Annotated in this window: 13 protein-coding genes; 5 read left to right on the forward strand and 8 right to left on the reverse strand. The window is 73.3% G+C overall.

Translation table 11 applies throughout. From position 1 onward, the window contains the following. The 4 genes from AOK16_RS07500 to AOK16_RS07515 all read right to left on the reverse strand — a co-directional run. A partial coding sequence (locus AOK16_RS07500; protein ID WP_240483431.1) for a glutamate-cysteine ligase family protein occupies positions 1-869 on the reverse strand: 869 nt, incomplete at its 3' end. A gap of 518 nt (positions 870-1,387) precedes the next feature. Beyond that, complete coding sequence (locus AOK16_RS07505; protein WP_055471448.1) at positions 1,388-2,410, reverse strand: LLM class flavin-dependent oxidoreductase; 1,023 nt, start codon at positions 2,408-2,410, stop codon at positions 1,388-1,390. A 225-nt stretch (positions 2,411-2,635) separates the two neighbouring features. Next, the gene (locus tag AOK16_RS07510) at positions 2,636-3,664 is read right to left on the reverse strand and encodes an acyl-CoA dehydrogenase family protein (protein ID WP_055471449.1); all 1,029 of its coding nucleotides are present in this window, start codon (positions 3,662-3,664) and stop codon (positions 2,636-2,638) included. Then, the gene (locus AOK16_RS07515; RefSeq protein ID WP_055471450.1) at positions 3,661-4,830 is read right to left on the reverse strand and encodes an acyl-CoA dehydrogenase family protein; all 1,170 of its coding nucleotides are present in this window, start codon (positions 4,828-4,830) and stop codon (positions 3,661-3,663) included. The genes AOK16_RS07510 and AOK16_RS07515 overlap by 4 nt, the downstream gene beginning before the upstream one ends. A gap of 131 nt (positions 4,831-4,961) precedes the next feature. Between AOK16_RS07515 and AOK16_RS07520 the strand changes: the two genes are divergently transcribed. The 3 genes from AOK16_RS07520 to AOK16_RS07530 all read left to right on the forward strand — a co-directional run bounded on the left by AOK16_RS07520 (position 4,962) and on the right by AOK16_RS07530 (position 7,643). Beyond that, entirely contained in the window at positions 4,962-5,726 is a 765-nt protein-coding gene (locus AOK16_RS07520; RefSeq protein ID WP_055471455.1) for an SDR family oxidoreductase, read from the forward strand. 175 nt (positions 5,727-5,901) lie between these two features. Continuing rightward, positions 5,902-6,456: a TetR/AcrR family transcriptional regulator gene (locus AOK16_RS07525; protein WP_107098293.1), complete on the forward strand. Its 555-nt coding sequence runs from the start codon at positions 5,902-5,904 to the stop codon at positions 6,454-6,456. Positions 6,457-6,485: 29 nt separating this feature from the next. After that, positions 6,486-7,643, forward strand: coding sequence for an acetyl-CoA C-acetyltransferase (locus AOK16_RS07530; RefSeq protein ID WP_055471451.1), 1,158 nt, complete (start codon positions 6,486-6,488; stop codon positions 7,641-7,643). A 39-nt stretch (positions 7,644-7,682) separates the two neighbouring features. On the opposite strand, the gene AOK16_RS07535 is transcribed toward AOK16_RS07530, so the two are convergent. Genes AOK16_RS07535 through AOK16_RS07550 form a run of 4 tightly spaced genes read right to left on the reverse strand, consistent with a single transcriptional unit; the run spans position 7,683 to position 11,234 of the window. Then, positions 7,683-8,732, reverse strand: coding sequence for an NAD(P)H-dependent flavin oxidoreductase (locus AOK16_RS07535; RefSeq protein WP_055471457.1), 1,050 nt, complete (start codon positions 8,730-8,732; stop codon positions 7,683-7,685). Positions 8,733-8,785: 53 nt separating this feature from the next. Further along, positions 8,786-9,598: a CoA-transferase subunit beta gene (locus AOK16_RS07540; RefSeq protein ID WP_240483433.1), complete on the reverse strand. Its 813-nt coding sequence runs from the start codon at positions 9,596-9,598 to the stop codon at positions 8,786-8,788. Continuing rightward, complete coding sequence (locus tag AOK16_RS07545; protein ID WP_205627645.1) at positions 9,595-10,443, reverse strand: CoA transferase subunit A; 849 nt, start codon at positions 10,441-10,443, stop codon at positions 9,595-9,597. The genes AOK16_RS07540 and AOK16_RS07545 overlap by 4 nt, the downstream gene beginning before the upstream one ends. Positions 10,444-10,454: 11 nt before the next feature. Then, positions 10,455-11,234, reverse strand: a complete 780-nt coding sequence (locus AOK16_RS07550; protein ID WP_055471453.1) for an enoyl-CoA hydratase family protein — start codon at positions 11,232-11,234, stop codon at positions 10,455-10,457. A 79-nt stretch (positions 11,235-11,313) separates the two neighbouring features. Here AOK16_RS07550 and AOK16_RS07555 point away from each other — a divergent pair, with 79 nt between their 5' ends. Both AOK16_RS07555 and AOK16_RS07560 read left to right on the forward strand, forming a co-directional pair. Beyond that, positions 11,314-12,204 (forward strand): SDR family oxidoreductase, encoded by an 891-nt coding sequence (locus AOK16_RS07555; RefSeq protein WP_079101152.1) that lies wholly within the window; start codon positions 11,314-11,316, stop codon positions 12,202-12,204. Between the two features lies 1 nt (position 12,205). Then, positions 12,206-13,004 (forward strand): SDR family oxidoreductase (locus tag AOK16_RS07560; protein ID WP_055471454.1); only part of this gene is annotated, 799 nt, incomplete at its 3' end.

A 13,004-nucleotide genomic window follows, 5' to 3' on the forward strand; every position in this document is an offset into this window, starting at 1 on the left:
GTATCCGGCGGGTGGCTGGGCGCGGGGTCCGCGCTCGTCGCGGCGCCGTGGTCGCCGGTGGCCCGTATCCACTGCCGGAAGCTCACGCCCGTCGGCACCGTCCACGGCCCCTCGTCGCAGCGCACGCACATCACCGGGGCGTCCAGCACGTACGCCGCCCAGGCCGTCCGCGGGTCGCGCGCCTCGGCCGGGGCCTGGGAGCGGCCCGGGTCCAGATCGGCCCAGTTGGCCTGCCGGGTGGAGCGCCAGCCGGTCGGGCGGCCGCCGCGCAGCGGCGAGTTGGCGAACGCGGCAACGAGCACCGCGCCCAGCAGGTGGGCGAGGCGCCAGCGCCGGGCGAAGCCGAGCGGGCCCGGCTCCTCGTACCCGGCGTCCACGCACACCTGGACCGAGGCGGAGGAGCACATCATCAGGCGCCCGGCCGGGCCGCGCCGGTCGAAGTAGGCCTCCATGGCCGCGTACCGCGGCTGGTCGAGGAAGCGGACCGGGAGGTTGTACGGATCGCAGCCGTGGCCGACCAGCGTCAGATCGTGGGCCCGGAGCGTTGCCCGTACGAGGTCCAGATCAGCCTCGGCCTCCGCCACGCAGGCGGTGAGGGAGGGGGCCGGAGGCGGGGAGAGTTCGAGCTGCCCGCCGGGCTCGAAGGTGAGCGGCGAGCGCAGCGGGAGGGAGCGGAGGTCCGCGACGGCGGCGGAGTGCCGGTCGCGGTCGAGGGGGCGGGAGGGCGCGTGAGCGTCCCTGACCAGGAATTCCAGTTCGACGCCCAGGCGCCGGGGCGGTCCGGTTTTGAAGCAGATGGCCTGGACATGGGCCCAGGCCTCGGCCTCGGAGATCGCCCGGGCGGTCGTTGCCCGGTCTTCGTCAAGCACGGCCGGAACCTCCCGTCGAAGGACCTCGCGCGCCCCGGCCGATCGCGGGCCGAATTCCGACCCCGGCCGGGTGCTCGTACCACCTAAGCCACTGCGGGACGCGCCCTCAAGAGGGCACCGCCCGCTCGGTTCCCGCCCTTGCGCCCCGTGGGGCACGGACGCGGTGGTCAGGCCGCCGGTCGTGCCGGGGCGGTGAGTTCCGTGCCTTATGGAAGGTTGCCCCGGGTGGACGCGGCCCGCAAACGGGGGAGCGGCGCCCGCCGCCACTGCCCACCCTGCAGGGCGGGGATGAGCCCGCGGCAATGCCTCCGGCGAACGCGCGGTCTCGCCACCGGCCTGTTCGTCGGTGTGCCGCGGGCGGTTCGGCACCGCCGAACAGGCCCCCCTCCGCTTCCCGCCGTCGCGGCGGGAAAGTTTCCGGCGCTGCGGAGAGTGACCACGGCGGTGGAAACCGGCGGTGCTGAACCGGCCGCGTCCCGGGTGGGAGCCGTTGACACGCGTCGGCTGCCGGTGGCACGTCAGCCGGCGGCGCCCAGGATTCCCGTGATGCGGGCCAGGCGGTGGTAGGACTCCAGCTGCAGTTCCTGGTCGTAGGTGCTCGTCGTGACCAGGATTTCGTCGGCTCCGGTGCGCTCGACCAGCTTCTCCAGCGCCTCCGCGACCTCCGGCTCCGTGCCGTGGATGTGCCCGCGCTGCGCCTCCTCGTACAGCGTCCGCTCGCGGTCGGTCATCTCCACCCGGGCGATCTCCTCGACCGGCATCAGCGGCGGGAACTCGCCCCGCGTACGCGACCAGGCCGCCGACCAGGCCTCCGGCAGCAGCATCCGCCGGGCCTCCTCCGCGCTGCCGGCCACGGCGACGGTGCTCGATACCACGACGTACGGCTCCTCGCCCCAGGCGGAGGGGCGGAACCGCTCGCGGTAGTGCTCGATGGCCCCCCGCACGCGCTCCTCGCCGCGCGCCGCGGCGATCACCAGCGGCAGCCCGGCCTCGGCGGCGTGCTCCGCCCCGCCGTCGCCGGTGGCCAGCACGAACGCGGGCACCTTCAGGCCCTCGGAGGGGCGTGCGTGGACCTGTGGGTGCGCGGCCTGGTCGCCGGTGAAGTAGCCCAGCAGCTCGGCGAGCTGGGCCCCGAATCCCTCCGCGTCGTCCTTGTCCCGGCCGAGCGCCCGCCGGACGCCGCCGGTGAACCCGACGGAGCGGCCCAGGCCCATGTCGATGCGGCCGGGGAACAGCGACTCCAGCACGCCGAACTGCTCGGCGACCACCAGCGGCTGGTGGTTGGGCAGCATCACCCCGCCCGTACCGACCCGGATCCGGGAGGTCGCGGAGGCGATGGCGGCCGCCAGCACGGTCGGCGCGGAGCCCGCGACTCCGGGCACGCTGTGGTGCTCCGACACCCAGAACCGGTGGTAGCCGAGACCCTCCGCCTGCTGTGCGAAACGCACGGTGTCGCGCAGCGCCTCCGGGGGCTCCTGCCCCTGTCGGGTGCGGGAGCGGTCCAGGACGGAGAAGCGGGTGGCGGCGATTGCGGTGGTCACATAGAGACTCAACGTCGGGGGCGGACGAGGATTCCCGGGGCGTGAGGTGCGCTCCTCCTTCCATGGTCCGACGTTCGCGGGCGGGTGGCCACTGGCCGGACGGGGAGCCGGGCCGATGTTCGCGGGCGGGTGGCCACCGGCCGGATGCGGAGCCGGTTCGCCCCTTCGCGGCGGGCCGCCACCGGCCGTACGGGGAGCCCGCCCGATACGGACAGTAGGTGCGGGTCACGGGCCGTCCACTCCTCTCGGAACCCCCTCCAGCACCCTCGCGCGGCACTCCGAAGGGGTGCCCCAGGCCGACCTGAGGGCCCGCGCCTTGCCGATCCACAGCGACAGGTCGTACTCCGCGGTGTAGCCGATCGCGCCGTGGAGTTGGAGCGCGGTGCGCGCGGCGGCGTACGCGGCCTCGCCGGCCGCCGCCTTCGCCGCGGCGATCTCCGCGCCCGCCCCGCCCGGGTCCCGCGCGAGAGCTACCGCCGCACCGTGGACCAGCGGCCGGGCGAACTCGAGGCCGGTCAGGGCGTCGGCCAGCCGGTGCTTGACCGCCTGGAACGAGCCGATGGGTACGCCGAATTGGGTGCGCTGCCGGACGTAGGTCACGGTCCGCTCGACCAGAGTCAGGCCCGCGCCCAGGGCCTGGGCCGCCGTGGCGAAGGCGGCCCAGTCGGCCGCATGGGCGGCCGCGTCCCGCACCGATGGACCGGCCGCCAGGGGCACACCTCCGGTGGGTGGGCGGACGAGTCGCCGCGCCGGGTCGAGCGAGGGCTGCGCGGGGCCGTGGTCCCGGGGCGCGGAGAGTCCCCACTCCTCGCCGGTCACGGTGAACACGGCGTCCGCGGCGTCCGCGTCCAGCGCGTACGGTCCACCACCCGGCGCGCGGAGCGTCACCATCGCGGCGCCCGAGGCGATCCCCGGCAGCCAGTCCTTGGCGGGCCCCCGCTCGCCGCACTCCGCGAGCCGCGCCAGGAGCACGGCGCTCGCGACCGTCTCGACCACTGGGCCCGGCACCGCGTGGCGCCCCAACTGGGTGAAAGCGACGCCCAGTTCCACAGGGAGCAGCCCCACTCCGCCGTACGCCTCGGGCACGGCCAGGCCGAAGACGCCCGCGTCGGCCAGCCGCCGCCACAGCGCCCGACCCGCCGAACTGTCCCCGGAGGCCCAGGCCCGTATCGCGCCCGGGGTGTCGGCCGCGCCGAGCAGGCGGTCGAGGGTGCGGTCGAAGTCGGTCTGCGCTTCTCCGAGGAGGAACCTCACCGTCGTCCCTTCGGAAGGCCGAGCAGGCGCTCGGCGATGATGTCGCGCTGGATCTCGTTGGTGCCCGCGTAGATCGGCCCGGCGAGCGAGAACACATACCCCTCGGCCCAACTCCCGTACGCCGGCGCCTCCCCGGCCTCGGCGGCCAGCTCGCCGTACGGGCCGAGCAGGTCGAGCGCGGTCTCGTGCAGGGCGAGGTCCAGCTCGGACCAGAAGACCTTGTTCAGGCTCGACTCGGCACCCAGCCGCCCGCCGTCGGCGAGTTTCGAGGCGGCGGCGAAGGTGAAGAGCCGGTACGCGCGGGCGCCGATCACCGCGTCTGCGACCCGGTCGCGCAGCGCACTGTCCGCCGGATCCGCCCGCTCCCGCCACAGCTCCACGAGCCGGTCGGCCGCCGCCGTGAAGCGGCCGGGGCTGCGCAGGGTCAGGCCGCGTTCGTTGCCTGCCGTGCTCATGGCGACCCGCCAGCCCTGCCCCGGCTCGCCGATGACGTCCTCGTCCGGCACGAAGACGCGATCGAGGAACAGCTCGGCGAAGGCGGGCCTGCCGTCGAGGCGGCCTAGGGGGCGGACGGTCACCCCCGGCGCGTCCAGCGGGAACATCAGATAGGTCAGGCCGCGGTGCGGATGGTCCGCCTCCGGGTGGCTGCGGAACAGGCCGAAGGCGCGGTCGGCGAAGGCGGCACGCGAGGACCAGGTCTTCTGGCCGCTCAACAGCCAGCCGCCGTCAGTCCGTTCGGCCGTGGAGCGGAGCGACGCGAGATCCGAGCCGGCCTCGGGCTCCGACCAGGCCTGCGCCCAGACCACCTCGCCGCTCGCCATCGGCGGCAGGACCCGGGCGCGCTGCTCCTCGGTGCCGTGCTCGAAGAGGGTGGGGGCGAGGAGGCTGATGCCGTTCTGGCCGACGCGGCCCGGCGCGCCCGCAGCGAAGTACTCCTCCTCGAAGATCAGCCACTCCACCAGCGAGGCGCCCCGGCCGCCGTACCGCTCGGGCCAGGAGACGGCCGACCAGCGGTCCGCGAAGAGCGCGGCCTCCCACTCGCGGTGCGCGGCGAAGCCCTCCTCGGTCTCCAGCGAGGGGAGGGGAGCGGTCGGCACGTGGGCCGCCAGCCAGGAGCGGGCCTGCTCACGGAAGGCCTCCTCCGCGGCGGAGAAGTCGAGATCCATGGCCTGCCTCCATCCCCATCTTCCCTAACAAGTGTTTGGTAGGTTAACGTGCTGCTGTGACAGTCAACAAGGCGGGCGGCGAGGCGCGAAGGGGCAACGGGGCGCGCGGCGAGGCGAATCGCGCGCGCTACGTGCCCGGGCACGGGCTGCTCACCGGCCGCACGGCCGTCGTCACCGCGGCGGCGGGCGCCGGGATCGGGGGCGCGACCGCCCGAAGGTTTCTGGAGGAGGGGGCCCGGGTCGTGATCGGCGACGCCCATGCGCGCCGCGTCAGGGAGACCACCGAGGCGCTGGCCGAGGAGTTCGGTGCCGCCCGGGTCGCCGGACTGGCCTGCGACGTCACGGACGAGGAGCAGGTCGGCGCCCTCTACGACCTCGCCGAGGCGCTCCACGGCCGCCTGGACATCGTGGTCAACAACGCCGGGCTCGGCGGGACCGCGGAGCTGGCCGGAATGACCGACGAGCAGTGGACCCGGGTCATCGACGTGACCTTGAACGGCACGTTCCGGTGTACGCGCGGGGCGTTGCGGCGGATGAGGCGCGTCGGCTCGGGCGGCGTGATCGTCAACAACGCCTCGGTCGTGGGCTGGCGTGCCCAGCGCGGGCAGGCGCACTACGCGGCGGCCAAGGCGGGCGTGATGGCCCTGACCCGCTGTGCCGCCGTCGAGGCCGCCGAGTTCGGGATACGCGTCAACGCGGTCTCGCCGAGCCTGGCCATGCATCCGCACCTGGCGAAGGTGACCAGCCAGGAACTGCTGGACGAGCTCACCGGGCGCGAGGCGTTCGGCCGCTGGGCCGAGCCCTGGGAGGTGGCCAACGTGATCGTCTTCCTCGCCAGCGACTACTCCTCGTACATGACCGGCGAGACGGTGTCGGTCAGCAGCCAGCATGCGTGAGGACAATGGCTCTGTGAGCCAGGTGCAGAAGAGCAGCAAGAAGCCCGCCGAGCGGTCGGCCGAGAGCCCGGAACGACCCGTGCGGGCCGCCACCCCGCGTTCAGCCGCTGAGCGGTCGGCCCCGCGTGCCACCGGCGGGCGGTCGGCGGCGCCGCCCGAGCGGCGCGGGGAACTCCTGGCCACCGCAGCCGAGGTGTTCGCCGCCCAGGGCTACAACGCGACCACCGTCCGCAGGATCGCCGACGAGGCAGGAATGCTCGCGGGCAGCCTCTATTACCACTTCGACTCCAAGGAGTCGATCCTCGAGGAGATCCTCTCGACCTTCCTGGACGAGCTCTGGGCCGGCTACGACACCGTGCTCGCCGCCGGGCTCGCCCCCAGGGAGACCCTGGAGGCCCTCGTCACCGAGTCCTTCCGGGAGATCGACCGGCACCGCGCCGCCGTCGCCATCTACCAGAAGGAGTCCAGGCACCTGTCCGCTCAGCCGCGCTTCCGCTATCTCGCGGATTCGCAGCGGAAGTTCGAGAAGGCGTGGCTGGGCACGCTGGAGCGCGGGGTCGCCACCCGCGCGTTCCGCGCCGACCTCGACGTCCGGCTCACCTACCGCTTCGTGCGCGACACCGTCTGGGTCGCCGCGTCCTGGTACCGGCCGGACGGACAGCACAGCCCCGAGGAGATCGCCCGCCAGTACCTGTCGATGGTGCTGGACGGGATCACCGTCCGTGAATGACCCTGGGAACCAGCGGAGGAGCAGCAGTCATGGCCGAGGCATACATCGTCGCAGCGGTACGGACTCCGGTCGGGCGCCGGGGCGGTGGGCTGTCCGCCGTCCACCCCGCGGACCTGGGCGCCCATGTGCTCCGCGAGCTGATGGGGCGCTCCGGCGCCGACCCGGCCGCCGTCGAGGACGTCGTCTTCGGCTGCCTCGACACCGTCGGGCCGCAGGCGGGCGACATCGCGCGCACCGCCTGGCTGGCCGCGGGGTTGCCCGAGGAGGTGCCGGGCGTGACGGTCGACCGGCAGTGCGGCTCCTCGCAGCAGGCGCTGCACTTCGCCGCGCAGGGCGTGCTCTCCGGCACGCAGGACCTGGTGGTGGCGGGCGGCGTGCAGAACATGTCGATGATCCCGATCGCCTTCGCCAGCCGCCAGGCCGCCGAGCCGCTGGGCCTGGCCGAGGGGCCGTTCGCCGGCTCCGAGGGCTGGCGGGAGCGGTACGGCAAGCGGCCGGTCAACCAGTTCTACGGCGCCGAGCTGATCGCACAGAAGTGGGGCATCTCCCGTACGGACATGGAGGAGTACGCGCTCCGCTCGCACCGCCGTGCGGTGCGCGCGATCGACGAGGGGCGCTTCGACCGCGAGCTGGTCCCCTTCGGGGACATGGCGGTGGACGAGGGCCCGCGCCGCGACACCGGCCTGGAGAAGATGGCGGGCCTCAACCCGGTGGTGGAGGGCGGCAGCCTCACCGCGGCCGTCTCCTCCCAGGTCTCCGACGGCGCCGCCGCCCTGCTCATCGCGAGCGAACAGGCCGTCGCCGACCACGGGTTGACGCCGCGGGCCCGCATCCACCACCTGTCGGTGCGGGGCGAGGACCCGATCCGCATGCTGTCCGCCCCCATCCCCGCCACCGCGCACGCCCTGAAGAAGACCGGTATGTCGATCGGCGACATCGACCTGGTCGAGATCAACGAGGCGTTCGCCCCGGTGGTGCTGGCCTGGCTCAAGGAGACCGGTGCCGACCCGGACCGCGTCAACGTCAACGGCGGCGCCATCGCGCTGGGCCACCCCCTCGGCGCCACCGGCGCCAAGCTCATGACCACCCTCCTCCACGAACTCGAGCGCACCGGCGGCCGCTACGGCCTCCAGACCATGTGCGAAGGCGGCGGCCAGGCGAACGTCACGATCGTCGAACGCCTGTGAGTGCCACGATCGTTGAACGCCGGTGAGCGGCGAGTCGCCCTAGGACGAGTCCTGGAGCGCGCGCAGTGTCGCGGACGTCTCGTCCATGATCCGGTCCAGCAGCTCCGCGCAGGTCGGGAGGTCGTCTATCAGGCCCGCGACCTGGCCGGAGGCCATGACGCCGGTGTCCGTACGGCCGTCGACCATGGCGGCCTTGAGGAGCATGGGGGTGTTGGCGGCCAGCAGGACCTGGCTCCAGGACAGGGACTTGCCGTGTTTCATCGCCAGACCGTCACGGATCATGGCTCGCCAGGACAGGCCGGACGTCCTGCGGAACGCGGCGGCGTGGCGCACGGCGCGGAGAAGCGCCGCCGAACGGCCCGAACGCTCCAGGGAGTCGGTGAGGTGGCTGCGGAGCATGCGGTGGGGGAGCCCGTCCACGCGTGTGGTGAGCGTGACGTCCTTGACGGTGGCCGCGAGGTACGCGGCCTTCACCGCGTCCGGGACCGTCGAGTCGGCCGTCAGCAGGAAGCGGGTGCCCATGGCGACCCCCGCCGCGCCATAGGCCAGGGCGGCGACCAGGCCCCGGCCGTCATAGAAGCCGCCCGCGGCGATCACCGGGATGTCCACCGCGTCGACGACCTGCGGAAGCAGCACGGTCGTCGCCACCTCGCCCGTGTGCCCGCCGCCCTCGCCGCCCTGCACGAGCACCGCGTCCGCGCCCCAGGCCGCCACCTTCTCGGCGTGCCGCCGCGCGCCGATGGACGGGATGACGACCACGCCGGCGTCCTTGAGCTCCGCTATCAGCTCACGGGAAGGCGCGAGGGCGAACGAGGCGACCCGTACGCCCTCCTCCACGACGATCCGCACCCGCTCCCGTGCGTCTCCCGCGTCGGCCCGCAGATTGACGCCGAACGGGGCCTCCGTACGGGACTTGACCTCCCGCACGGCCGATCGGAGCCGGTCGGGCGCCATGGTCGCCGAGGCCAGGATGGCGAGCGCGCCCGCGTTGGCGGCGGCCGAGACCAGCCGCGGGCCCGCCACCCAGCCCATGCCCGTCTGGACGATGGGGTGGCGGACCCCCACGAGCCGGGTGAGCGCCGTCTCCATCCGGCTGCCTCCCGTGGCGGCCCGCTCCGCGCTCCCGGTGAGGGACTGTTCCGTCACGGCCTGACCTCCCGGTCGCGCAGCCCCCTCGGATCGATCACCTCGCGGATCAGGCGGAGTTCCTCCGGCGTCGGCTCGCGGGTGCGCGGGACCTCGTCGGGGATCGTGAGCGGGAAGCCCGTGGCCGATGCGACCTGATCCGCTGTCACGCCCGGGTGGAGCGAGGCCGGCCGCATCGAGCGGTCCGGGGTCTCGAAGTCGAAGACGCCCAGATCGCTGACAACGCGCGGGATGCGGTGGAAACGGGTCGCGGAGGGGCCGGCGGCGGCCGCGCGGTCGTAGCCCACGCCGCACACCATGTCGACCTTCTCGACGAAGACCCGCGGCGAGTGTTTCGGCACCCAGTAACTGGTCGGGTTGTTGAGGGTGTTGACCGGCGCTCCCCGGACGCCGAGCAGCTGCCGGGCGGGGCGCGACCAGTCGCCGATGCAGGAGATGTTCTGGTTGCCGTGGCGGTCGAGCTGGCTCGCGCCCATCATCACGTGCCGCTTCCCACTGGCGACCAGCTCCAGGTGGCGCCGGTACGGAAGCCAGCCCTCTGTCACCTCGGACGGCGAGCCCACCGCGGGCACATCGCCCATCAGGAGTGCCTCGCCGTCGGTGAGCAGCAGGTCGGGGGAGAAGGTGAGCCGAGCCAGCCGGGCGCCGATCGCCGGGATCGCGCCACCCATCGGGCTGGCCAGCACCTCGCCGTTCCCGCGCCAGGCCTCGGCGCAGCCGATCACGCAGTACTCGGCGCGGGTCACGGGCAGGCCGTCTGCCGTTCGCCCCGATCCGGCCGCTCCCGCCGTCGTGCCGGTGCTCGTCATCGCTGCTCCTCGTGCCAGGCCTGGACGGCCGACTGGTAGGCGCTCTCGCCGCCGGACAGGAACCGTTCGGTGAAGGCCCGCCACGCCTCCGGGTCCCCGGCCGACGCCACGTAGTGCTTCTGGAAGGGCTCGTCGCGCTCGTAGTCGGGGGCGCAGGAGGCGAAGTGCGCGCCGTTCGGGGCCTTTACCACACCGGCGACCGAGTGGCGCTGCACCACCAGCGTCTGTGGGCCGCCCGCCTTCGTGAACTCCTCGGTCGCCACGATCCGTTCACACGAGACGTACGCGTGCTCGGCCGCGGAGCAGAAGAGGTCGTCGAAGTAGGGGTCCGGGCCCAGATACTGCCCGTTGCCATGGATGTCCGCCCGGTTCAGATGGACGAGGGCGGCATCCAGCCGCAGGGCCGGTACGGCGACCAGCTCCTCGCCGTCCTCGTACGGCGAAGTGACCGTCCGCAGCCCGGGGTTGACCCGCATCACGTCCGAGCCGAGCCCGGCCCGCACCGGCAGGAACGGCAGCCGGTGCGCCGCCGCCGTCAGCCCCCACATGAACATGGCCTCGTCGAGCTCCATCAGCTCGAACGCGCCGCGCTGCCGGGCCGCCCTGAAGTGTGGCTCCAGCGGGACCGAGTCCAGCGTGGCGAAGGGCGCCACCAGCTTTCGGATCCGCCCCGCCGCGGCCAGGAGCCCCACGTCCGGGCCGCCGCACGAGACGACGGTCAGGTCGGTGACCTCGGACCGCAGCAGGGCCCGCACCAGCGCCATCGGCTTGCGCCGGGAGCCCCAGCCGCCGATGCCGACGGTCATCCCGCTCCCCAGCCTGCCGACGGCCTCCTCCGCGGTCATCGTCTTGTCGCTCACACCCGCTCCTCCCCGGCGTTGTCGCTGCCGCCGCCACTGCCCTGACCGAACGTGCTCCTCACCCGGTCCGCCACCCCGCTCAGATTGGCCTCGAAAGTGAAACCCTGCTCGAAGCGGTAGCTGCGGCGCACGTCCATGGGATCGATGCCGTTGATCGCGGCCTTCGCGAGCCGCAGCAGCCGGCCGTCCTTGCGCGCGATCTCCCGGGCCAACTCCATCGCCACGTCCTCCAGTTCCTCGCGCGGAACGACCCGCCACACCGAGCCGTGCGCGTGCAACTCGGCGGCGGTGGCCGTGCGCGAGGTGAAGTACAGGGCGCGCATCAGATGCTGCGGCACCAGCCGGGCCAGGTGCGTCGCCGCCCCCAGCGCCCCCCGGTCCAGCTCCGGCAGCCCGAACACGGCGTCCTCGCTCGCCACGATCGCGTCCGCGTTCCCCACGAGCCCGATCCCGCCGCCCAGGCAGAAGCCGTGCACGGCGGCGACCACCGGCACCTCGCACTCGTACACCGCCGAGAACGCCTCCGCGCAGCCGCGGTTGACCGCTATCAGCGCCTCATGCCCGGGGTCGTGCTGCAACTCCTTGACATCCACGCCCGCGTTGAAGCCGCGCCCCGAGGCGGTCAGGACTACGCAGCGGACCCGCGGATCGCGTCCCGCGGCCCGCACGGCGTCCGCCAGGTCGTACCAGCCGCGCACCGGAAGGGCGTTGACGGGCGGGTGGTCCACCGTGACGACCGCGATGGAGTTCTCCGGGTTTGAGGTGCAGACGGTCATGAGCGGATCGGTATCCTTTCCACCAAACGTTTGTTAGGTTATTGACGGTAGCAGCGGTTCGCGGGGCGTGGGAGGGGCTGTGGACAACCCACCGGAGCTGGACGGCCGGGTCGCCGTCGTCACGGGCGGGACGCGCGGCGTGGGCGCGGGCATCGTCCGGGCGTTCCTGCGGGCCGGGGCGGAGGTCGTCGTGTGCGCCCGCAGGCCGCCGAACGCGCCCGTCGAAGTGGCCGGCCGCAAGGCCGAGTTCGTGCCCGTGAACCTGCGCGACGGGGACGCCGTACGGGCCTTCTTCGCCCGCGTCGCCACGGACTACGGCCGGCTCGACGCGCTGGTCAACAACGCGGGTGGCACACCGTACCGCCCGCTCTCCGCCGCCGACGCGAACCGGCACGCGCGGGTGCTCGAACTCAACCTGACCGCGCCACTGATCGCGTCCCTGGCCGCGTACGAAGTCATGACTACCCGTCAGGGGCCGGAGGGTGCGGGGCCGGAGGGTGCGGGCGGCTCGATCACCATGATCGGCAGCGTCAGCGGCAGCCGCCCCTCGCCCGGTACCGCCGCCTACGGCGCGGCCAAGGCGGGCCTGGAGCACCTGGCCCGCTCCATGGCCGTCGAGTGGGCCCCGGCGGTACGGGTCAACACGCTCGTCCTGGGCATGGTGCGCACGGAGTTGTCGCACCTGCACTACGGGGACGAGGAGGGTGTGGCGGCCGTCGGGCGCACGGTCCCGCTGGGCCGGCTGGCCGAGCCCGAAGAGATCGGCGAAGCCGCGGTCTTCCTCGCCTCCGATCGCGCCGCCTACATCAGCGGGGCGAGCCTTCTCGTCCATGGGGGAGGGGAGCGCCCTGCCTTCCTGGACGCAGCGAATGCCGACAGGACTGACGGAGCCGACAGGAACGGTGGAGCTGACAGGAACGGCAGGGCTGACAGGAACGGCAGGAACGGCGAGACCGACAGGGAGAAGTGACGTGGCCGGAATCTGCGAGGGGCGCGTGGTCGTCGTGACGGGTGCGGCCCGCGGGCTGGGGCGCGCGCACGCGCTCGCCTTCGCCGCCGAAGGAGCCAGGGTCGTGGTGAACGACCTGGGGGTTGCCCTGGACGGCACCCACGGCGATCCGAACACCTCAACAGGCCCAGCCCAGCAGGTGGTTGACGAGATCAGGGCGCTCGGTGGCGAGGCTGTGGCTCACGGCGGGGATATCGCGACCACCGAAGGAGCGGCCTCCCTCGTCACCACCGCGCTCGACGCCTTCGGCCGCCTCGACACGCTCGTCAACAACGCCGGGTTCCTCAGGGACCGGATGCTGGTCAACCTGGACGAGGACGACTGGGACGCGGTCATGCGCGTGCATCTGAAGGGGCACTTCCTGCCCCTCAAGCACGCCTCCGCGCACTGGCGCGCGGAGGCGAAGGCGGGCCGGGCGCCTCAGGCGCGGGTGGTCAACACCAGCTCGGGGGCCGGACTATTGGGGAGTGTCGGGCAAGGCAACTACTCGGCGGCGAAGGCCGGAATCCTGGGCCTCACGTTTGTGGCGGCCGCCGAGATGGGGCGGTACGGGGTACAGGTCAACGCCATCGCCCCGGCTGCCCGTACGCGGATGACCGAGCGCACCTTCGCCGAGGCCATGGCGGCGCCGGAGGACGGGGCGTTCGACGCGATGGCTCCGGAGAACGTCTCTCCTCTGGTGGTGTGGCTCGGCGCGGACGACTCCGCCGGGGTGACAGGGCGGGTCTTCGAAGCCGAGGCCGGTCGGGTCAGCCTCATGG

This window comes from Streptomyces pathocidini (genome assembly GCF_001418495.1).
GTDB lineage: Bacteria > Actinomycetota > Actinomycetes > Streptomycetales > Streptomycetaceae > Streptomyces > Streptomyces pathocidini.